20 protein-coding genes and 1 other annotated feature are annotated in these 22,301 nt (G+C 28.5%); of the genes, 1 reads left to right on the top strand and 19 read right to left on the bottom strand.

The window, feature by feature from the left end; translation table 11 throughout:
* The 9 genes from BN346_RS01280 to BN346_RS01240 form a co-directional block, all read right to left on the bottom strand.
* Positions 1–309 (bottom strand): sigma-70 family RNA polymerase sigma factor (locus tag BN346_RS01280; RefSeq protein ID WP_034438545.1); only part of this gene is annotated, 309 nt, incomplete at its 3' end.
* 65 nt (positions 310–374) lie between these two features.
* On the bottom strand, positions 375–884 hold the full coding sequence (locus BN346_RS01275) for an NYN domain-containing protein (protein ID WP_034438543.1): 510 nt from the start codon (positions 882–884) through the stop codon (positions 375–377).
* A gap of 15 nt (positions 885–899) precedes the next feature.
* Positions 900–1,700, bottom strand: coding sequence for a 23S rRNA (guanosine(2251)-2'-O)-methyltransferase RlmB (rlmB, locus tag BN346_RS01270; RefSeq protein WP_051539843.1), 801 nt, complete (start codon positions 1,698–1,700; stop codon positions 900–902).
* An 18-nt stretch (positions 1,701–1,718) separates the two neighbouring features.
* On the bottom strand, positions 1,719–2,522 hold the full coding sequence (thyX, locus tag BN346_RS01265) for an FAD-dependent thymidylate synthase (protein WP_101541659.1): 804 nt from the start codon (positions 2,520–2,522) through the stop codon (positions 1,719–1,721).
* Positions 2,509–2,940: a Mini-ribonuclease 3 gene (locus BN346_RS01260; RefSeq protein WP_034438537.1), complete on the bottom strand. Its 432-nt coding sequence runs from the start codon at positions 2,938–2,940 to the stop codon at positions 2,509–2,511. The genes thyX and BN346_RS01260 overlap by 14 nt, the downstream gene beginning before the upstream one ends.
* Positions 2,941–3,202: 262 nt before the next feature.
* On the bottom strand, positions 3,203–4,417 hold the full coding sequence (gene ilvA, locus BN346_RS01255; RefSeq protein ID WP_034438539.1) for a threonine ammonia-lyase: 1,215 nt from the start codon (positions 4,415–4,417) through the stop codon (positions 3,203–3,205).
* Positions 4,418–4,675: 258 nt separating this feature from the next.
* Positions 4,676–6,379, bottom strand: a complete 1,704-nt coding sequence (locus tag BN346_RS01250; protein WP_034438535.1) for a proline--tRNA ligase — start codon at positions 6,377–6,379, stop codon at positions 4,676–4,678.
* Between the two features lie 107 nt (positions 6,380–6,486).
* Positions 6,487–6,665: a binding site (T-box leader), on the bottom strand.
* Positions 6,666–6,746: 81 nt separating this feature from the next.
* Complete coding sequence (ispD, locus tag BN346_RS01245; protein ID WP_034438533.1) at positions 6,747–7,433, bottom strand: 2-C-methyl-D-erythritol 4-phosphate cytidylyltransferase; 687 nt, start codon at positions 7,431–7,433, stop codon at positions 6,747–6,749.
* Positions 7,434–7,440: 7 nt separating this feature from the next.
* Positions 7,441–8,538, bottom strand: coding sequence for a PIN/TRAM domain-containing protein (locus tag BN346_RS01240; RefSeq protein ID WP_034438531.1), 1,098 nt, complete (start codon positions 8,536–8,538; stop codon positions 7,441–7,443).
* A gap of 306 nt (positions 8,539–8,844) precedes the next feature.
* Between BN346_RS01240 and BN346_RS01235 the strand changes: the two genes are divergently transcribed.
* The gene (locus tag BN346_RS01235; RefSeq protein ID WP_034438529.1) at positions 8,845–9,249 is read left to right on the top strand and encodes a nucleoside triphosphate pyrophosphohydrolase family protein; all 405 of its coding nucleotides are present in this window, start codon (positions 8,845–8,847) and stop codon (positions 9,247–9,249) included.
* Positions 9,250–9,275: 26 nt separating this feature from the next.
* On the opposite strand, the gene disA is transcribed toward BN346_RS01235, so the two are convergent.
* The 10 genes from disA to fusA form a co-directional block, all read right to left on the bottom strand.
* Positions 9,276–10,340 carry a DNA integrity scanning diadenylate cyclase DisA gene (gene disA / locus BN346_RS01230; RefSeq protein ID WP_034438526.1) on the bottom strand — a complete coding sequence of 355 codons (1,065 nt, stop codon included), beginning with the start codon at positions 10,338–10,340 and terminating at the stop codon, positions 9,276–9,278.
* A 57-nt stretch (positions 10,341–10,397) separates the two neighbouring features.
* Positions 10,398–11,771: a DNA repair protein RadA gene (gene radA, locus BN346_RS01225; protein ID WP_034438522.1), complete on the bottom strand. Its 1,374-nt coding sequence runs from the start codon at positions 11,769–11,771 to the stop codon at positions 10,398–10,400.
* 178 nt (positions 11,772–11,949) lie between these two features.
* Complete coding sequence (locus BN346_RS01220) at positions 11,950–14,388, bottom strand: ATP-dependent Clp protease ATP-binding subunit (protein WP_034438520.1); 2,439 nt, start codon at positions 14,386–14,388, stop codon at positions 11,950–11,952.
* A gap of 13 nt (positions 14,389–14,401) precedes the next feature.
* Positions 14,402–15,430, bottom strand: coding sequence for a protein arginine kinase (locus tag BN346_RS01215; protein ID WP_034438517.1), 1,029 nt, complete (start codon positions 15,428–15,430; stop codon positions 14,402–14,404).
* 12 nt (positions 15,431–15,442) lie between these two features.
* Complete coding sequence (locus BN346_RS01210) at positions 15,443–15,958, bottom strand: UvrB/UvrC motif-containing protein (RefSeq protein WP_034438514.1); 516 nt, start codon at positions 15,956–15,958, stop codon at positions 15,443–15,445.
* Between the two features lie 28 nt (positions 15,959–15,986).
* On the bottom strand, positions 15,987–16,445 hold the full coding sequence (locus BN346_RS01205) for a CtsR family transcriptional regulator (protein ID WP_034438510.1): 459 nt from the start codon (positions 16,443–16,445) through the stop codon (positions 15,987–15,989).
* 872 nt (positions 16,446–17,317) lie between these two features.
* Positions 17,318–17,539 carry a hypothetical protein gene (locus BN346_RS01195; RefSeq protein ID WP_034438505.1) on the bottom strand — a complete coding sequence of 74 codons (222 nt, stop codon included), beginning with the start codon at positions 17,537–17,539 and terminating at the stop codon, positions 17,318–17,320.
* A gap of 187 nt (positions 17,540–17,726) precedes the next feature.
* Positions 17,727–19,466 (bottom strand): ABC transporter ATP-binding protein, encoded by a 1,740-nt coding sequence (locus BN346_RS01190; protein ID WP_034438501.1) that lies wholly within the window; start codon positions 19,464–19,466, stop codon positions 17,727–17,729.
* A gap of 155 nt (positions 19,467–19,621) precedes the next feature.
* A complete protein-coding gene (locus tag BN346_RS01185; RefSeq protein ID WP_034438499.1) occupies positions 19,622–19,858 on the bottom strand; it encodes a hypothetical protein in 237 nt (78 codons plus the stop codon).
* A 91-nt stretch (positions 19,859–19,949) separates the two neighbouring features.
* Positions 19,950–22,016 (bottom strand): elongation factor G, encoded by a 2,067-nt coding sequence (gene fusA, locus BN346_RS01180; protein ID WP_034438496.1) that lies wholly within the window; start codon positions 22,014–22,016, stop codon positions 19,950–19,952.
* Between the last annotated feature and the right edge of the window lie 285 nt (positions 22,017–22,301).

The following is a 22,301-nucleotide window of genomic DNA, read 5'->3' as shown; positions in this document are numbered from 1 at the left end:
AACCGCCGTTATAATCTGCCTTGTCACACACAATTCAGCAAATGCTTTAAAAGATGATAGTTTATCCTCTCTAAAATCTCTTATAGATTTAAATAGACCAATCATCCCTTCTTGATATATATCTTCCCTATCTGCTCCTATTAAAAAGTATGACTTAGCTTTGCCTCTTACAAAATTTTCATATTTTGATAACAAATACTCCAATGCTTGTTTATCCCCATTTCTAGCTAATTCCACTACTTCTTCATCAGTTTTTCCTGAAAATTGAGATTTAATTCCTTCTTCACAACCCCTTTTCTCCAACAGCATCCCCTCCAAAACAAATATGACCTCAAATTGAATTATACATTATTATCCAGTTGTGTCAAGTTTGATTATTTTCCCCGTCTCATCTTCTCAAAAATCTCTAGAATGTCATTATCTAACATATCAGAAAATAAATTTCTATTTTCAGAATAATTTTTTTCATACTTTTTATTAATTTTTTTATCTATGTCAGTTACCTGATGATAGAATTCCAAAGAAGACACTCTATTAGCACCTCTTTGAAATGTAATTTGTTGTTCTATCGAATCAGACGTAACTACATATACTTCAAATTTTTTTCCTATCATATTCACTTTCTTTTCTATATACATATCGGCTGTTTCGCCCTCTTTAGTGAATATTACTGTAACCTTATCTCTTTTTTCTTTTTTCTCACATGCTCCTTTAACTAAATGCGCGTCATAAACAATTTCTATTTTGCACCCACAAAACGCTGCATAATTAAGCATTATATCAAGTAGTTTCGCCCTAGCCGATTCATAGCTATAGTCTTTAATATTTCTAAGTTCTGGCCAACTATTTATTACATTATATCCATCAACAAATATTCTTTTCACGTTTAACAACAAAAACTATTTTAGTTTTTGCTTTAACACCTCGTACATTAACATTCCGCCAGCAACAGAGGCATTTAAAGAAGTTATTTTACCAACCATAGGAATTTTAATTAATACATCACATTTTTCCTTTGTTAATTTTGATATTCCTCTTCCTTCACTACCTATTACTAATGCTACAGCTCCACTAAAATCAACATTGTAACAAACTTCACCTGACATATCTGCACCATAAACCCAAAGGCCTAATTCTTTTAATTCATCTATTGTACTATTTATATTAGTTACTTTTGCAATCCTCATGTGTTCAGTTGCTCCAGCTGAAGTTTTGTAAACCGTTGGTGTTACCCCTACATTTTTCCTCTTAGGTATTATTATACCATGTGCTCCACAAACTTCTGCCGTTCTTATTATTGAACCAAAATTATGAGGATCTTCTATTTCATCTAAAATTATAATAAAAGGCTTTTCATCTTTTGATTTTGCATAATCAATAATATCTTTCACTTCAAAGTAATTATAAGGCGTTACCTTTGCAATTACACCTTGATGAGAAGCAGTTAATGACATATCATCAAGTTTTGCTTTTTCTACATTTTTTACAACTATTCCCTTTTCTTTTGCAAGTCCTAATACTACATTTATAGAACCTTTCATTTCTCCCTTAGCAACTAATATTTGCTCTACAGTTCTATCTGATTTTAATGCTTCAATTACAGCATTTCTTCCCTCTATTATATCTTCTCTCATTACATCTTTTACAATTTGCTTTTTTGAAATGTTTTTTTCTATATTTTTTCTTTTTTCTTTACCCATAAGATAACCTCTTTCGTTTTAAAATTTACTGTATTTTTCCTTTATTATTTTTATATTTCCACATGTCATTGTTCCTTCTGGACATGCTCCCTTTAAACAAGATGGCCCAGCATATTTAAATATAGTTGGTGCTACTTTTTTAACTTCTTTAAGCATTAAATCAGCCATTTGTCTTATTTCCCATTGCGCTCTCTCACAACATCTATGTGCAAAAAAGTTCATTAGAGTCCTTGCATTCATAGTAACCATTATTTTAGTTTCACAAGCATTAGGGAATACATACCTTGCATCTTCTATAGCTCTTTTTTCACAATCTCTTTTAAATGCTTTTTTTACTTTTTCATCTATTTCATTTACATTGTTAATATTATTGTCATTCATATAATTTTCAATCTTGTTGTTAAAACTTTCATTAAATAATATTTCTACAATTTTATCATAGTCTTCTTGATCTTTTTTCATTGCCTCAGTAAATATTTTCTTTGCTTCTTCATTATTTTCTATACTAGGAGGTGTTATGTACTCAAATGCATTTAATTTTACATATCTTTGACTTTGCTGAGAATAAGAAGCTAATCTATGTCTAACTAATTGATGAGTTAACGTTCTTGAAACTCCCTCTATTGCAAATGTAAAGCTTATATGCTCAATTGTCGAAAAATGTCCATAACTCATAAGCATATTTACAAATTTCTCAGTTTTTTCACCATCTAATCCTTCTAATATTTCATCTACTCCAACTTGGCTATAACATAATTTTGCTGATGCTGCTACAACCTTCTCTGGATTAGGTGTATGTTCTATTAATTTAACTTTCAACATTTTTATCTTCACCTTCCTCGTTAAGTACTTTACCTAATAGAAAGTTTAATCTTTCTTCTTTATTATTTAAGTAAAGATATCCTACTAATGCTTCAAAGCCTGTTGCCCATTTATATTCAACTACATCACTATTTTTGGGTGTATGTGATTTTGTATTTCTACCTCTTTTAAATATAGCCATTTCATCATCTTCTAAATCATCGATAATTAGCTTCATATATTTACACTGAGATGTAGCCTTTACATAACCCACAGTTTTATTATGTAACTTATTTACGTTCATCCCCCTATGTTTGGATGTTAAGTATGTTCTTACAACAACTTCATAAACAGCATCTCCTATCAATGCCAAAACTAAAGGATTTAATTGAGTAATCTCTTCTTTTGAGAATTTATTCTTTATTAAGTCAAATTCCATATTACACTCCTCATTCTAAATTACTATTTTCCATAATTATTTAAATTATATCTTTTATAATAAGATTTTTGTTATTATTTGAATTTCTAATTCTTAATTTTATGTATATACTTCTAACTTTACACAATTAATTTCTATATTATAAGCTTAACAAAAAAAAATCTTTTTTCAATATAAAATAATTATGAGAACATAATTATTTTATTATAAGACAAAAGCGATTACATTAAAAATGTAATCGCTTTTAACTTATATCAAAATTCTATTTTCTTGAATCTTCGAATGAATATCCTTTTGCTCCTAATGATTTTCTTATCATATTAGCATGTTCTTTTGATTCAGTTTCTATTTCTATTTCTATGTTAGAATAGTCTAATCCTTTTGGATTCCAGTTTCTATCATGTTTAACTTTAGAAACGTTTCCACCTAAATCAGCTATATCAGAAATTAATGTTCCTAATTGTCCTATTTTATCTTTTATTTCAAATTGAATGCTTATTCTTCTTTCATTTAATACTAATTGTCTGTCGATGATTTTTGCAACTGTAGCTATATCGATGTTTCCACCACTAACAACTGCAACAACTTTTTCTCCAGCATTTTTTATCTTTCCAGATAATAACGCTGCTAATGGAGTAGCTCCAGCACCTTCTGCAACAACTTTATTTCTTTCAACTAGTGAAAATATTGCATTTGCTATTTCATCTTCAGTAACTGTAACTATTTCATCTACATATTTTTTAATAACTTCAAATGTTTTAGTTCCTGGTGTTTTAACTGATATACCATCTGCTAATGATTTTGATCCATTAACTGTAACTATTTCACCTTTTTCAAGTGATGCTTTACTTGATGCTATTACTTCTGCTTGAACACCGATTATTTTTACTTCTGGTTTTATTGCTTTAGCAGCAACAGCTATTCCAGAAATAATTCCACCTCCACCGATTGGTACTATTATAGTATCAACTTCTGGTAAATCTTCTAATATTTCAAGTGCAATTGTTCCTTGTCCTGCCATTACATATTCATCATCGAATGGGTGTAAGAATGTAGCACCTGTTTCTTTTTGTACTTCTACAGCTTTTGCATAACAATCATCATAAACTTCCCCGTGTTGTATAACTGTAGCACCATAGTTCTTAGTTGCTTGAACTTTTGCAAGTGGTGCAGTTACTGGCATACAGATTGTTGATTTTATTCCGAATGCTGTAGCAGCATAAGCAACTCCTTGAGCATGATTTCCTGCTGATGAAGCAACAACTCCTCTTGCTCTTTCTTCATCAGTTAAAGATGCAACCTTATTGTATGCTCCTCTTAACTTGAAAGAACCAGTTTTTTGTTTATTTTCACATTTTAAATATACTTCGTATCCTGTTTGTTTAGAAAATGTTGAAGAAACGAATAATGGAGTTCTTCTTGCTACTCCCTTTAAATTTTCTTGCGCTTTTTTTACGTCAGCTAATGTTATCATGATAATTCTCTCCTTCTTTATCACATTATTTGTAATTCTTTGAAACTTATTATATATTGTTGCTTAAAAAACTTATTATCATACCACTAACACATTCCTGACAATTAAACCCTAATATTTTTTATGTTCATAAAGTTAAGTAAATTTTATATGTACCTATTTATTTAACATGTAAAGATTCACTTTTTTGCTTTCGTAAATCTTTACATGTCTATTATAAAATAATTTGAACAGTTGTTCAAATTATTTTTTTATTTTATTTTAATTTTTTTTATTAATTTCTTTGGAAACTCTTTCTATGACCTCTGATAACTTAATTTCTTCTAATTCTCCATTATTTCTAAGCTTAAATTCTACAATTCCATCTTCTATTTTTTTACCTACAGTAATTCTCATTGGTATTCCTATAAGTTCTGAATCCTTAAACTTAACTCCAACTCTTTCATTTCTGTCATCTAGAAGAGCTTGTATTCCTAACCCTCTTAATTTATCATATAATTCTTCTGCAGCTTTAACTTGTGCTTCATTTTTCATAACTGCTGGAACTACAACTACATGATATGGAGCAATTTCCATTGGCCATACTATTCCATTTTCATCGTGATGTTGTTCTATTATAGCTGCCATAGTTCTATTTATACCTATACCATAACATCCCATAATAAGTGGTTTATTTTTTCCGTCTTCATCTATAAAATTAGCATTCATTGATTCTGAATATTTAGTTCCTAATTTAAAGATGTGTCCAACTTCAACTCCTCTAGCGATAGTTATTTCTTTACCGCATTTTGGGCATTTATCTTCGATAGTTATTTTTCTAAAATCTCCAACTATACCATTGAAGTCTTTGTTAAAATTAACGTTTTCAAAATGATAATCAGTTTCGTTAGCACCAACTACGAAGTTATACATTTTTGTAACTTCTTCATCTATGAAAAGTTTATCCACTTTTATTCCTATTGGTCCTGCAAAACCAACTTGTGCATTAGTCGCTTTCATAACTTCTTCGCTATCACACATTCTGAATTCTACCACACCACCTAATGCGTTTGCAACTTTTATTTCATTCATTTCTCTGTCGCCTCTTATCATTATGGCTACTATTTTATCATCAGCCTTAACAAGAAGTGTTTTTGCTAGCTTTTTCTTATCTATTTTCAATGAAGATACTAATTCATCTATAGTTTTTATATTTGGAGTGTGTATTTTGTTTAATTCCTTCATTTCTTCTTTTGCCATTTCTTCTGGAATTGCTGGAGCTTTCTCTACATTAGCTGCATAATTACAACAAGTACAGAATACTAATTCATCTTCTCCAACTTCTGATTTAACCATAAATTCAGCTGAACCAGATCCGCCCATTGCTCCTGAATCTGCTTCTACAGGACTAAAATCTAATTTACATCTATTGAATATATTGTGATATGCATCATACATTTTGTTATATGAAATATCTAAACCTTCTTCATTTCTATCAAAAGAATATGCATCTTTCATAACAAACTCTCTTGATCTCATAACTCCAAATCTTGGTCTTCTTTCATCTCTATATTTAGTTTGAATTTGATATAGATTTATTGGTAATTGTTTATATGATTTAATTTCATTTCTTGCAAAATCAGTGAATATTTCCTCATGTGTTGGTCCAAGACAAAATTCTCTCTCATTTCTATCCTGTAACCTAAACATTTCTTCACCCATTACATCCCATCTTCCTGACTCTTTCCAAAGTTCAGATGGTAATAATGCAGAACATAAAAATTCTTGCGCACCAGCATTATCCATTTCTTCTCTAACTATATTTTCAACATTTTTTAATACTCTTAAGCCTATTGGAAGATAGTTATATACTCCTGATGCTAACTTTCTCATCATTCCTGCTCTAAGCATTAACTGATGACTTAATATTTCTGCTTCTGCTGGAACTTCTCTTAAAGTTCCTAAAAACATATTTGATAATTTCATATCGCCACTCTCCTTCATATATTTTCCAATATATGTGCAAAATTAAAATTTACATACACATATTGCTATTTTACAATTAAATTTAAACAATAAAAAAACTCGCCCTGTTTTAGGGCGAGTTATATCGCGGTACCACCTAAATTTGTACTCTAATAATTTATAACGGTATATATACCGGTAGTTTTTATCTACAGCTCAGAAGTAGGTTCAAAATTGTTGAAAATCTTTCAGCCTAGAATTTTCTCTCTGTATAGTAATTTCTACTAGTCTTCATCATCGCACTCTTTACTATAATATTTTTCGAATTAAAATGAATATACCACATTTACATTTTTTCTGTCAAGAGAACTACTATGTCTTTAAATAATCATTTTAAAGTATTAATAAACTTTTCTGCCATAATCAAATCTTCTGGTGTTGTTATCTTTATGTTATTGTAACTACCATCATATAGATATACTTTATTGCCGTAACTTTCAACAACCATAGTGTCATCCGTTACAATCTTATTATCATTTTCAACCTTTTTATGACACTGTAATATTAAATCATATTTAAATCCTTGCGGAGTTTGCACTGCAAATAAATTTTCTCTCTTAGGTGTGCTTAAACTAAAACTACTATCATCTCTAATTTTTATAGTATCCTTAGGCAATACACCACATGCAGTTGCCCCATAAATATTTGCATATTTAATACAATTATTTATTATATCATCTGATACAAAAGGTCTTGCTCCGTCATGTATAAGTACTATATCAGTATCATCCATAGATTTTAATCCATTTAGAACTGAGTTTTGTCTTTCTTTTCCACCCTCTATTATTTTAAGAACTTTTTTAAAACTGTATTTTTCTACTATTTGCGCTTTACAGTAACTAATTTCTTCTTTAGATGCAACTAGTACTATTTCATCAATAGAATCATTGTTTTCAAAAGCCTTTATTGTGTAATATAAGATTGGTTTATTCATTATTTCGATAAATTGTTTATTTTTATTAGCTCCCATTCTTTTACCTTTTCCAGCAGCTAATATTATAACACTAATTTTCATATGAAATTTAAGCTCCTAATTTAGTTTTTGCAAAAATCATTCTTCCTGCTGATGTTTGAAGTACAGATGTAACAGTTACAGATATATTTTCACCAATATGTCCTCTTCCATCTTCAACAACAATCATAGTTCCATCATCTAAATATGCAAGGCCTTGTCCTGCCTCTTTTCCATCCTTAACTATTTGTATTTTCATATCTTCTCCCGGTAATACAACCGGTTTAATAGCATTTGCAAGTTCATTTATATTTAAAACAGGTACACCTTGAAATTCTGCAACTTTATTAAGGTTATAATCATTTGTAATTACTTTTCCATTTAATACTTGTGCCAATTTCAATAGCTTGGTATCAACTTCAGGTATTTCTTTGAAATCCCCTTCCCAAATTTGAACTTTTATACTTAATTCTTTTTGAATTTTATTTAATATGTCTAAACCTCTTCGTCCTCTATTTCTTTTTAAACCATCACCTGAATCAGCTATATGTCTTAATTCGTCTAATACAAAATTTGGTATAACCAAAGTACCTTCTATAAATCCAGTTTGACAAAGATCAAATATTCTACCATCAATTATTACAGAAGTATCTAAAACTTTAGCTGTTCCTTTTGGTATATTTTTTGTTTTTCCTTCTTTAGTAGTTGATGGTCTTTTAAAATTTGAAAACATTGCAAGTATATCATCTTTCTTTCTTACAGCAACATCTGCACATACTACAACAAATACTAAAGTCATAATAAATGTTACTATTGTCGATAAAGCTGATGCTGTTTTTACTAAACTTGAAAGCAATGATGCTACTATGAGACCTAAAACTCCTCCAATTATTCCTAAAACCATATCTGCAGTAGGTAGCTTTTGTATTCTTTTCTCTAAATAATCAATTGATTTAATGATTAATTTAGTGACATAAGAAGATATAAAATAAAATAATACCATAAACAATAATATAGAAAATATAATAACTAAGATTGATTTTACAGATGACCCTGTATTTATACCTACCTTTGATAGTAGATTAGAATCTACTGTTATTTTGCCAATTATATAGCCTAGGCTACCTCCCCCTAAAGTTATAAGCAAACGTAATATTCTTTTTAACAAGCTATTCACCTCCTATTTAATTATTGACAAAATTTAATAATAATATCCATTTATAATAATATATATTATTAAATCTATTATTTCAATAAATTATCTTGTTATTTATTAATTATTATATTATACCACTAAATTCCTATAAATTTTGATATAAAATTTTATATATTACATGTTTTTAACATTGTTAAAATGTTACTTTTATGACCCCCTATCATTTTCTTTTTTCCTGATATATTATATAGACATTCCATCTATTGTTTTATTTTTTAACTGAAATATATTTTTGTTTTCATAAGGAGTTGAAAGATAATGAAAGATTTAATTGTTGACGAATTTCAAAATTGTGTTGATGAATGTTTATTGAGACATAAAAGCATTCTAGATATTCTTACTAAATTAGATGAGTCTCAATCTAGAATTAATAGATCTGTCGTTAAATGTGTTACATCATGTGGTTGTTTACAGGTTGAAGCTAGCAAACAATCACTACCGGAAAATTTAGATGATGCTTTATATGACTGCTTATCAGAGTCATATAGTAATCATATAGTTGGTGAGCCATGTTCTAATTGTAAAGATGTGTTGGAGAAAGAACTCGGCAATCACTTATTTTACTTGGCTTCCATTTGTAATTCTTTAGATTTGAATTTATATGATATTTTATTAAAAGAATATAAAAATATATCTACTCTTGGAAAGTACACATTGAAATAATAATTATATAGCACAATTTTATTGTGCTATATTTCCTTTTCAATATGATATTGTTCTTTAAATTTATTAAGCCATTCTCTTATAAATTTAGCTCTTACTTCTCCAATTCCTTCTACAGAATCTAAATCTTCTACTGTTGCATCTAATACAAATCTTAATTCCTTAAAATCCTTTATTATATTGTCAATCACTGATGCTGGAATTCTATATATCTTGTTTAAAACTCTATAACCTTTTGGATATACTATTTTTTCAGTTAATGACTGATTACTATATCCTAATATTTTTGCTATATTATTAAGCTCCACAAGTTCTTTTTCTGTGAGCTTTGATAAGTTTTTATAAACATTCTTATAATTATCTTCTGTTTCACAGTAATCTTTTAAAATATAATCAGCTTCTTCCTCAGTATCTTTTACAAGCTCATTTAGCTGCATTTCTAAAAGTCTACCTTCATTTCCTAGCTCATATATATATATTTCAATCTCTTTTATGATTCTTTTCATAAGTTCAATTTTTTGAACTATAACTGTAATATCAAATAACGTTACTGTTCCACTAATCTCTATAATATTTAAATTTGTTAATGATCTATCAAACACTGATGTATATTTTTCTAGTGTATGTAATGCTTGATTAGCTTTTGCTAATACTTCGGCACTCTCTCTTAATATGTATTTAAAATCGCCTTTATATACACTTATTATGTTTCTTCTTTGAGATATAGCTATAACTGTAGTTCCTGTTTGTCTTGCTACCCTTTGTGCTGTTCTATGTCTTGTGCCTGTTTCATAAGTATTTATTGAAGAGCTAGGTAGTAATTGTGTATTTGCTAATAATATTGTTTTCAAATTTTTGCTTACTATAATAGCACCATCCATTTTAGCTAGTTCATATAAATAAGAAGGTGTATATTCTGCATTTATTTTAAATCCACCATCTGTTATACTTAGAATTTCTTTACTATCATCTAGAACCACAAGTCCCCCTGTTTTCGCCCTTAGTATATTATCAAGACCTTCTCTAAGCAAGGTTCCGGGAGCCATCATTTTAAGTACTTCTATTAATTTATTTTTTCTTTCCTCTTTCATAAAATATACTACTCCTAATACGCAATTTTATTTTTATCATTTTTAATTTGTTATATATTAAAATACTTTTTGAACTACATCTTTTAAAGTGCTTATTCCTATAATATTTACATCACTATTTTTTATATTTAATTTTTCTTTATTTCTGTGAGGTAAAATTATATTTTTAAATCCCATTTTTATAGCCTCATTTGTTATTTTTTCTATACTTGATACTGGCCTAACTTCCCCTGTTAGTCCAATTTCTCCAACAAATAATGGTCTTTCTATTTTTATTACTTTTCCCTTTGCACTAGACATTAATGCCACTGCTATTCCTAAGTCCCCAAAAGTTCCATCTAATGTTAACCCACCTACTACATTAACATATACATCGCTACTGTAAAATGGTATTTTTAATTTTTTTTCTAAAACAGCTAATATTAAGTTCATTCTTTGAACATCAACACCTACTGTTGTCCTTCTTGGCATAACTGCTTTTGTTTCACTAACTAATGCTTGAATCTCAACTAAAAGTGGTCTTGTACCCTCCATAGTTGCAATTATAGTTGCTCCTTCTTGTCCAAAAGATGTTTCTTGTAGAAATACACTTGAAGCATCAACAATCTCCTCTAGTCCACTTTCTCGCATCTCAAAAACCCCAATTTCACTAGTTGCTCCAAAACGATTTTTTATAGTTCTTAATATCCTAAACTCTTGTGTTCTCTCACCTTCAAAATATAAAACAGTATCAACCATATGTTCTAAAACTCTAGGTCCTGCTAATTCTCCTTGTTTAGTTACATGTGCTACTATGAAAAGTGGAATATTCTTAGTTTTTCCTATTCTCATAAGATCATTACTACATTCCCTTACTTGTGAAACACTTCCTGGCGCTGATGATATTTCCATTTTATATAAGGTCTGAATTGAGTCTATTATAACAAATGCTGGTTCAATATCTTTTATATGTTCTTCAATAGATGAGATATTAGTTTCAGATACTATATATAATTTTTCAGCTACACAGTCTAATCTCTCAGCTCTCATTTTTATTTGTTCTTCTGATTCCTCACCAGAAACATACAATACTTTTCCGTACTTATCTGCTATTTTTTTTGCGGCTTGCAACAGTATAGTAGATTTTCCTATTCCCGGATCACCCGAAATTAATGTTAATGATCCTTTAACTAGGCCTCCCCCTAAAACTCTATTAAGTTCATTTATTCCAGTATCTAATCTTTCTTGTTTACTAGATTTTATATCCTTAACATTTTGTGGTTTACTACTTCCACTTGTTGTTACTGCTCTATTAAAACTAACACTTTTTTCTGGTGCTTTAATTTCTTCACTCATTGTATTCCAACTATTGCAATTTAAGCATTTCCCTGACCATTTAGGTGATTCATGCCCACATTGACTACAAACATATACTGTTTTACTCTTCGCCATAAATTTCTCCTTCTAAATCTTACTTCTATATTTAAATGCTTTATATAGTTTAAGTTTAATCCTGTTTTAAATATATTATACAATAAGTTAAGATTTATTTTACATTGTTAATATATAAAAAAATATAATTTGAATGCAGATTATTTTACATTCAAATTATATTTTTATTTAAAAACTTTTATAGATTTCCTTTATTAAATTTTAATTTGTCATTTTCTACTGTAACTATAACACTATCACCTGATTTAACATTACCTAGTAATATCTCTTCTGATAAATTATCTTCTACTGTTTTAGTTATAGCTCTTCTTAGTGGTCTTGCTCCATACGTTGGATCAAATCCTTCTTTTGCTAAGTATTTTTTTGCTTCATCTGCGAATTCTATATTTATATTTTGTTCCTTTAATTTTTGTGAAAGAGTATATAACATTAAATCTACTATTTTTAATAAATCTTCCTCATCTAATTGATGGAACACTATTATATCATCTATTCTATTTAAAAACTCTGGTCTAAAATTATTTTTAAGTTCACTTAGAATATTTTCTTTCATATTCTCATGTTCACTATTTCTCTCTAAATCACTCTTAGTAAATCCTATTCTCTTTTGCTTCTTTATTGTTGATGCACCTAAGTTAGATGTCATTATTATTATTGTATTTTTAAAATCTACAGTTTTTCCTTTACCATCAGTTAGTCTTCCATCTTCTAAAATTTGAAGTAATATATTAAATACATCAACATGCGCCTTTTCTATTTCATCAAATAAAACTACTGAATATGGATGTCTTCTAACCTTTTCTGTTAATTGTCCACCCTCATCAAATCCCACATATCCTGGGGGCGCTCCTATAAGTTTTGCTACAGTATGCTTCTCCATATATTCAGACATATCTATTCTTATCATATTGTTTTCATCGCCAAACATAGCTTCTGCTAATGCTTTAGTAAGTTCTGTTTTTCCAACTCCTGTAGGTCCTAAAAATATAAATGATCCTATTGGTCTTTTTGAATCCTTAAGTCCAACCCTTGCTCTTCTTACTGACCTTGCTATTGCACTTACAGCTTCTTCTTGTCCAATAACTCTTTTATGAAGTATATCCTCAAGTTTTAAAAGTCTTTCTGCTTCTGTCTCTGTTAGTTTCTCTACTGGAATATTAGTCCACTTAGATATTACATTAGCTATAATTTTTTTATCTACTACAGAATTACTACCCTTTGCATTAGTTGTCCAATTCTTCTTTTCTGTCTCTATTTGAGTCTTTAATTGTTTTTCCTTATCTCTTAAATTAGCAGCCTTCTCAAAATCCTGCATTGTTATCGCATCTGATTTTTCCTTTGATATTTTTTCTAAATCATTTTCAAGCTCTTTAATACTACTTGGTGTAGTCAAACTTTGAATCCTCATTTTTGCTCCAGCCTCATCAATTAAGTCTATTGCTTTATCTGGTAAAAACCTATCTGTTATATATCTATCTGACCAAATTACTGACGATTCAATTGCCTCATCTGATATTTTTACCCTATGATGAGCTTCATACTTATCTCTTAATCCCTTTAAAATTTCTATAGCTTCTTCCTTGCTTGGTTCCTCTACCATAACAGATTGGAATCTTCTTTCTAATGCTGAATCTCTTTCTATATATTTTCTATATTCATCTATTGTTGTTGCTCCTATACATTGAAGTTCTCCTCTAGCTAATACTGGTTTTAATATGTTAGCTGCATCAATTGCACCTTCCGCTCCACCAGCTCCAACAATATTATGAATTTCATCTATAAATAATATTACATCTTTAGCTTTAGATATTTCATCTATAACATTTTTTAATCTTTCCTCAAATTCACCTCTGTATTTAGATCCTGCAAGCATTGATGATAAATCAAGGGAAACTACTCTTTTATCTTTTAATATTTCTGGTATATTACCCTCTACAATCTTTTGTGCTAGTCCTTCCGCAATAGCTGTTTTACCTACTCCGGGATCTCCTATTAAGCAAGGATTATTTTTCATTCTTCTACATAATATCTCAAGAACTCTTTCAGTCTCTTTATCTCTACCTATAATTGGATCTATCTTTCCTTCATAAGCTAACTGTGTTAAATCTTTTCCATACTTATCTAGGTTTTTAGTTTTAGTTTTACTCTTATTTACTGTATTATTATTAACTTCTTCGCCTTTAATACTATTAATAACTTCCTTATAAAGTTTAGAAAAATCTACACCTAAATTAGCTAAAATTGTATATGCTACACCTTCTGCTTCTCTAATAATAGCTAATAACATATGCTCTGGAGTTATATAATTTTGATTTAATGCCCTAGCTTCCACTAAACTAATTTCAAACAATCTTTTCGTTCTAGGTGTCAATGCTATTTCATTTGGTGCTATTTGTATTTCAGTAGTTCCATATCCTATATACGTTTCTAATAATTCCTTTGAATTATCATATCTTACACCAAAATCATTTAATAAGTTTTTAGCAATACTATCTTCCTCTAGTAAAATTCCTAATAAAATATGCTCCGTTCCTACATATCCATGTTTAAACTTCTTTGATTCATCATTAGCATACATAAGTATATTTCTAGCTCTTTCAGTAAATCTATTAAACATACATTCTCCTCCTTTACATATCCTTTAATTGTTCTCTAAATATCTTTGCTCTATATATATTTATCTCTCTACTTCTAACATCTTCATTAAATTTTGATTTTATAACAGGTACACTAGCTTGTATCATCAGTCTATTTAAAAGCTCTTTATTAACATTTTCTATAAATCCTAAATCATTTCCTAGTCTAACTAATGATAATAGCTCCATACATTCCCTATAATCTAAAATTATTGCAGATTTTAATATTCCAAGTGCTCTCATAACTTTATTTTGTATTTCATAATTATATTGTTCCTTTAATTGCTTCCTTGCTAGATTTTCTTTTTCAATTATTTGATAAATCATAGCAGTTAACCCATTTATAATTTCATCTTCACTTTGTCCAAGAGTTATTTGATTTGATATTTGAAAAATACTTCCATATCCCTTGGAACCTTCCCCATACATTCCCCTAATAGTTATTCCAACTTTTCCTATTGCCGCAAATATATTGTCTATTTCTTTTGTCATGCATAAAGCTGGTAAATGAAGCATTACTGATGCTCTTAATCCTGTTCCTGTGTTAGTTGGACATGCTGTTAAATATCCTAAATTAGCATCATATGCAAAATCTAACTTTTCTTCTAAAATGTCATCTAGCTTATTTACTTCTTCATATAATTCTTTTAAATGAAGTCCACCACATATAAGTTGTAATCTTACATGATCTTCCTCATTTATCATAATGCTCATAATTTCTTTATCATCAATAGCCAATGCTGAAATTTCTTTGTTTTCTATAAGCTTTTTGCTTATTAAGTGGTTTTCAAAATATATATCCTTTTCAATATCATTAATATCACTTAAATTTGATATATTAATTTTGCCTTTTAAATAATCATTTGTTAATAAAACTTCTTTAACTTTAGCAATTACTTCTTCTGCCTTCTCTTTAGAAATTTTATTAGGAAATGGATATCCTTTCAAATTTCTTGCAAGTCTAACTCTAGTACTTAAAATAATATTACTATCTTCATTTTCACATATTATCCAGTTCTCCATACTATCCACCCCCTAACTTTCCTTTTCAAGCATTCTGATTTTATCTCTTATTTCAGCTGCTCTTTCATATTCTTCTATGGCTATTGCTTTTTGAAGTTCTTCCTTAAGTTCAGTTATTTGTTTTACTTTTACTATTTCTGCTCCTGATCTTTTAGGTACTTTACCTGTGTGATTATTACTTAGTTGAACTCTTTTTATAATGGGAACTATTGTAGTTTTAAATACCCTATAACAATTCTCACATCCTAAAAGTCCTGTATTTTTAAACTCTGTATAAGTTTTCCCACATTTGTTGCAAATCACTTCACTTGGCAAATTAGTTTCTGTTGTGCTATTCATATAATCCATAAATCCACTTAGTATATTTTGAAATGAAAAGCCTGATGGCAACTTCATATCTTGAATTAAATTTAAAGCATCATCTTCTCTTGCACACTCATCACATAAATGTTCCTCATGCTTTACACCATTAATAACTCTGCTTATATGAAAAGTGGCCTCTTTTTTATTACATCTGTTACAAAGCATAACCCTCACTCCCTTATTTTTTATAAACCTAATTTAGTATGTTGAAAATTACTGATTTTAATATATCTGCTCTTAAGTTATTCTTATTTATTCCTGCCGCATTTAAAGTCCTATCATTTAAAACTATATTTATTATATTTTCTTCACTAACTGTTATAATTCCAGCTTCTCTTAAAGACTCAACCACACTTATTGCTGAATCATAAGTTATAGAATCTCCAATTTTTTCATTTAGTATATCTAAAAATCCCCTATGATAGCGGTATTCTATTTTATTTATTTTTATACACCCACCACCACCACGTCTACTTTCGATATAATATCCTTTTTCCTTTGTAAATCTTGTTGTTAAAACATAATTTATCTGAGATGGTGCACAACTAAAATAATTTGCTAATTCATTTCTTTGAATTTCAACAACATTATTTTGTGAATCATCTAATATTTCTTTTATAAACTCTTCTATTAAATCTGATAGCTTTGCCATAGTTATCACCTATTCCAATTTATTTACTTTGACTTTCTTTGACCTTATATAAATATTATATCTCTTTTATATATAATTCAAACAAAGTTTTAAACTTTCTTTAATGAATTTTTAAATTTATCTCAATCCATCTATAAAACTAACTACTTTTCTTACAAATTCTATGCCATTTGAAAATGTGTTAGCTTGTTATAAACTACACTATAAATATTAATGATCTTAAAGATAAACTTACAATCCTATAAAAAGTATATCCCTAATTTATTCTTTATAATCAAATTATTTAATATTATAGGGTTCCAAGTTCAAATTTTAAATAATATCTTTATCAAATGATAATACTTAAATTACTTGTTATTCCTACTTTCATATTTGGAACCAAGTAAAAAGTAAGAGTAAAAAGTGATGGTAAATATCCCGGGGATTTAAATCCCCTCTACAATGTTTTATTTGTACTTCAAATAAAATCAGTATAATATTTATCCATAAAAAGTTCATTTTGGAGAATAAATTCCCCATCATAATGTTCTTACTAATCACAGTTTCAATGGTAACTATCACTATTACTTTGGCTATTTTATAAAATTCAGTTTTTATATTGTTTTCAATTAATTTGCTTTGCAAATTTAATAAAAAATCATTCTTTAAAATTGGAAATTCAATTTTTACATTCACTTTCAACTTTCAATTTTCAATTAAATTAATTAGAATTCCCAAATAAAATAAAAATAATTGTATTTTTGAATTTATTTCCATATATTCAAATGCTCTTATATTCAGAATCATTCATCAACTTAAAAACTTAATATCTATCCTTATTAAACAAATGTATAACTAGACTTTTTTATCAACTGAAAAGGAGTTTCCCTAAATTAGGAAAACTCTTTATTAATATATTTTCTATCTCTATATAATTTAGATACGCCTTTATTATAATCATAGTAATTTATCTTTATACAACTTTCTTCATAACATCTTATGTGAACACATTGATGAGGCATTAATACTACATCTACAATAGAATTATCCTTTTCATATGAGAAATTTCCCATCTCATTTATTAATTCACATACATTATCTTTGCTTTTTATCATACTACCCCCACCTTTTTACCATTTTTTTCTATATTTATATTTTCTACAACACTTTTATATTTCCTTTTTTTTACATATAATATATTTTAATATTTTTTCCCTAATTTCTTTCATTTCAATACATTAATCTACATTTGGTGGGGATTTTTTGTATATTTAAATTTAGATTTTAAATTATATATTTATGTTAAACTTCTATATTTTCAGGAATTATTCCATTAAATTGTGCATTATACAATTTATAATATGCACCTTTGTTTTCTAATAACTCTTCATGACTTCCCTCTTCCAATATTCCATTGTTTGTTATAACGATTATTCTATCTGCATTTTTTATTGTGGATAACCTGTGTGCAACTACTATACTTGTTCTTCCTTCAGATAATTTTTCTAAAGAATTTTGTATCATAATTTCAGTAGTATTATCTAAAGCTGATGTAGCTTCATCAAGTATAAGAATAGGTGGATTTTTAAGAAAAATTCTTGCTATTGATATTCTCTGCTTTTGTCCTCCTGACAACTTAATTCCTCTTTCGCCAATAAAAGTATCATATCCATCAGGTAATGATTCTATATATTCATGTATATTAGCTTCTTTTGCTGCTTTTACTATATCTTCATCTGATGCCATTGGATTTCCATATAAAATATTTTCTTTTACTGTTCCCGTAAATAAAAATACTTCTTGCTGAACTATTCCTATGTTTTGTCTTAATGATTTCAATTTTAAATCTTTTATATTTTTACCATCTATTTTTATACTTCCTTCGTTTAACTCATAAAATCTAGGTATTAAATGACATATAGTAGTTTTACCACCACCCGAAGGTCCAACTAATGCTACAGTTTCACCATCATTTATAGTTAAGTTTAAATCTTTAAGAATATCCTTTCCTGTACTATATTTAAAGTTAACATTTTTAAATTCTATATCACCTCTTAAAGTATCTAAATCTATTGCATTCTCACATTCTTTTATATCTGGCTTTGTATCCATAATCTCTACAAATCTTTTAAATCCAGACATTCCACTTTGATATTGTTCAATAAATGATGCTAACCTTTTTATTGGTTGCATAAAATATGATATATACATAAGATAAACCACTAATTCTGATGGAGTTATATATTCCTTATACGCAAAATATCCCCCAAATCCAATAACTACAACATTAAGTATATCCACCATAAAAGTCATTCCAGATATAAATTCTGCCATATATTTATATGCATAACTTCTAGCTTTTTTATACTTCACATTGTCCTCATCAAATTTTTCCATTTCATACTCTTCATTAGTAAATGCCTTTGCAACTCTTATCCCTGAAATACTATTTTCAAGTCGTCCATTTACTTCTGCTATTTTAACCCTAACGTTATCAAAAGATTTTGACATTTTCACTCTTTTAGCCATTGCAAACCATGCTATAAGTGGTATAAAAGCAAATATTATTAATGTAAGCTTTACATTAATTTTACATAATAAAATAAATGAACCTAATAACATAATTATAGAAATAAATAAGTCTTCTGGCCCATGGTGTGCTAGCTCCGAAATTTCCATTAAATCATTAACTATTCTAGACATTAATTGTCCAGTCTTATTATTGTCAAAGTAACTAAATGATAATGTTTGTAAATGAGAAAATATATCTTTTCTCATATCATATTGCATTCTTACACCCATAACATGTCCCCAATATGCAATCACATAATTGGCTACTAATTTTATAGAATATAAAACAATTAATACTATTGCAAAAGTCACTATCATTTTAATATCTTTATTTGGTATTCCTTCATCCAATACTTGCTTTGTTAACATTGGAAATACCAAATCCAATGTTGCAACTAAAAATGCACATATCATATCAATAGTAAATAAAACCTTGTGCTTTTTATAATATGAAATAAATCTTCTTACCAAATTATCATCCCCCTATAAAAAATTAAAGTCATTGTTATATTTTACCACAATTTTGTTATGTTTTTATATTTATTTTATTCTTCTATTATTATGTTTATTAAAATATCTAAAAATGAAAAAAATAAAGCATATTCTCAATATGCCTTATTTTGTAATTATCTTTTCTTTACTGCTTCTATTTGATAGCATCCATCATTACAAGATTCCCTAGATAAAATATTAAATTTATCACTCTCTAATATATTACATAGTATTGCTGCATTTTCATCATTTGATGATTGAAGTGTAATAATAAAATCATCTTCTGGTTTTACTATTTCCATATAATCATGTATATTTGTGTAATCTCCTAAATTAATATTTCCGTTTATATTCATTTTATAGTATGACATAAAATTCCCCTTAACCAATTATATTTTATATATATTATGGATTAAGGGGAACATTTATATTCATATCATAATCTATTTTTAAATTTTTCTATTAAGCATTAACTATCTTTTCTACCATCTCACGAGGAACTTCTTCATATCTTTCAAATTTAGTTCTAAATGTTCCTCTTGCTCCGGTAATTGATCTCAAATCTGTAGCATAATCATATAATTCAGCCTGTGGAACTTCACCTAATATTTTTTGTCCCTTCTTTTGTATTGGCTCCATACCTAAGATTCTTCCTCTTTTCTTATTTATATCTGCTATAACATCACCCATGAATTCATCAGGCACAATTATTTCTACTTTCATTATAGGTTCTAGTAAAATAGGTTCTGCATCTTTAATTCCCTTTTTATATGCTAATGACGCTGCCATTTTAAATGACATTTCTGATGAGTCAACAGGATGATAAGAACCATCATGTAAAGTTGCCCTTAATCTTATTACTGGATATCCACCTAAAACTCCATGTTGTATACAATCTCTTAAACCTTTTTCCACTGCTGGTATATACTGTCTTGGCACTACCCCTCCGACAACTTTGTCAACAAATTCTAACTCATCTTCACCATCTGATCTAGGTTCAAATTTTATTTTTACATCTCCATATTGTCCATGTCCACCTGATTGTTTTTTGTGCTTACCTTGAACATCTGATACTTTTTTAATTGTCTCTCTATATGGGGTCTTTGGTAGCTCTAATGATACATCTATACCAAATTTAGATTTTAGTTTGCTAACTATAACATCTAAATGGGTGGTTCCCATGCCTGATATGATATTTTCTGCATTTTCAACATCTCTCTCTGTCATAAATGTAGGGTCTTCATCTAACAATTTATTTAAACCTATTGAGATTTTATCTTCATCACCTTTTGCTTTAGTTACTATTGCCCTTGAATAAACTGGACTTGGAAATTCCATTCTGTCAAAAATTAATGGTCTTTCACTACTACATAATGTGTCTCCTGTATTTGTATAATTCAATTTAGCAACCGCTCCTATATCTCCTGCTTTTACTTCCGGTGTTGCATATTGTTGTTTTCCTTTTAAGAAATATAATGTTCCTATCTTCTCTTCTTTTTCCTTATTTGGATTTAATACAACTGTATCTGATTTTGCACTTCCTGTAATAACTCTAAACATTGATAATTTACCTACAAAGGGGTCTGCTATTGTTTTAAATACCAATGCTGAAAATGGTGCTTTTTCCTCTATTTTTATATTAGTATAGCTGTTATTTTTAACATCCTTTGCCATATATAGTGTTGTATCTATTGGTGATGGGAAGCATTCTACTATATCCTCAAGTAAAGTATGCAAACCTATGCTTGTTGTTGAAGATCCACACATTATAGGTGTAATCTCCCCTTGAGATGCTCCTTTTATTAAACCATTATATATTTCTTCTTCACTTAGTTCACCTTCATTGAAATACTTATCTAATAAAGTTTCATCTATCTCTGCAACAGATTCCATTACCATTTGTTTGCATTCTTCTACTTTATCTAGTAGTTCTTCTGGAATATCTGCATCCTCCATTTTCTTAGTTTTAGGATTAAATATTCTTGCTCTTCTAGATATTACATTTATTACTCCTCTAAAATTATCTTCTGACCCTATTGGATATTGTATAGGCACAGCAGAAATTCCAAATCGCTCTTTAATCTGATTCAACACTTTCTCAAAGTTGCTATTTTCTCTATCTAGTTTATTTATGAAAAATGCCTTCGGAAGTCTATGTTCACTAGCATAATCAAATGCTTTTTCAGTTCCAACTTGTATGCCAGAAACTCCACAAACCACAATCATTGCTAAATCAACAGCACTTAATCCTTCAATCATTTCCCCTACAAAGTCAAAATATCCTGGTGTATCAACTAAATTTATTTTAACATCTCCCCACTCGCATAAGCCTACAGATGTTGATATAGATACTTTTCTCCTTTTTTCTTCTTGATCATAATCACTTATAGTTGTGCCATCTTCTATTTTTCCTAATCTATCAGTTGCTCCAGTATAATATAATAAAGCTTCCATTAAACTAGTCTTTCCTGCATCACTATGTCCTATTATACCAATGTTTCTAAGGTTATTGACTTTATAAACTTTCATATCGCTATACCTCCCACTATTTTGAGACTATACTTTATATTTACTATTCTCTATTTTTAATGATTTATCCTTTTAATATTTATAATTTTCTAAATATTAAAAATATATTTACATTTCATTTTTGTCCATATTAATTATATTAGATATATTGCTAATTTATTCTTAGATATAGTATGAATTAAAGTAATTTATATATAGCCAATGTAAATATTCTACCATATATTGTTTTTTTGCATAAAAAAAACTAGGTTTAATACCTAGTTTATTACCTGGCGACAACCTACC

Source organism: Clostridium ihumii AP5 (assembly GCF_000612845.1).
GTDB lineage: Bacteria > Bacillota > Clostridia > Clostridiales > Clostridiaceae > Clostridium_J > Clostridium_J ihumii.
Note: the sequence above shows the minus strand (reverse complement) of the source record. Positions and strands in the feature narration are given on the sequence as shown.

What these genes read in the sequence shown, in the direction of transcription:
- rlmB (WP_051539843.1), bottom strand. Translation starts at nt 1,700, where the DNA reads ATGGGTAAAGAAAAAAGAAAAAATATAGAAAAAAACATTTCAAAAAAG.
- thyX (WP_101541659.1), bottom strand. Translation starts at nt 2,522, where the DNA reads ATGTTGAAAGTTAAATTAATAGAACATACACCTAATCCAGAGAAGGTT.
- BN346_RS01260 (WP_034438537.1), bottom strand. Translation starts at nt 2,940, where the DNA reads ATGGAATTTGACTTAATAAAGAATAAATTCTCAAAAGAAGAGATTACT.
- BN346_RS01250 (WP_034438535.1), bottom strand. Translation starts at nt 6,379, where the DNA reads ATGAAATTATCAAATATGTTTTTAGGAACTTTAAGAGAAGTTCCAGCA.
- ispD (WP_034438533.1), bottom strand. Translation starts at nt 7,433, where the DNA reads ATGAAAATTAGTGTTATAATATTAGCTGCTGGAAAAGGTAAAAGAATG.
- BN346_RS01235 (WP_034438529.1), top strand. Translation starts at nt 8,845, where the DNA reads ATGAAAGATTTAATTGTTGACGAATTTCAAAATTGTGTTGATGAATGT.
- disA (WP_034438526.1), bottom strand. Translation starts at nt 10,340, where the DNA reads ATGAAAGAGGAAAGAAAAAATAAATTAATAGAAGTACTTAAAATGATG.
- radA (WP_034438522.1), bottom strand. Translation starts at nt 11,771, where the DNA reads ATGGCGAAGAGTAAAACAGTATATGTTTGTAGTCAATGTGGGCATGAA.
- BN346_RS01220 (WP_034438520.1), bottom strand. Translation starts at nt 14,388, where the DNA reads ATGTTTAATAGATTTACTGAAAGAGCTAGAAATATACTTATGTATGCT.
- BN346_RS01215 (WP_034438517.1), bottom strand. Translation starts at nt 15,430, where the DNA reads ATGGAGAACTGGATAATATGTGAAAATGAAGATAGTAATATTATTTTA.
- BN346_RS01210 (WP_034438514.1), bottom strand. Translation starts at nt 15,958, where the DNA reads ATGCTTTGTAACAGATGTAATAAAAAAGAGGCCACTTTTCATATAAGC.
- BN346_RS01205 (WP_034438510.1), bottom strand. Translation starts at nt 16,445, where the DNA reads ATGGCAAAGCTATCAGATTTAATAGAAGAGTTTATAAAAGAAATATTA.
- BN346_RS01195 (WP_034438505.1), bottom strand. Translation starts at nt 17,539, where the DNA reads ATGATAAAAAGCAAAGATAATGTATGTGAATTAATAAATGAGATGGGA.
- BN346_RS01185 (WP_034438499.1), bottom strand. Translation starts at nt 19,858, where the DNA reads ATGTCATACTATAAAATGAATATAAACGGAAATATTAATTTAGGAGAT.
- fusA (WP_034438496.1), bottom strand. Translation starts at nt 22,016, where the DNA reads ATGAAAGTTTATAAAGTCAATAACCTTAGAAACATTGGTATAATAGGA.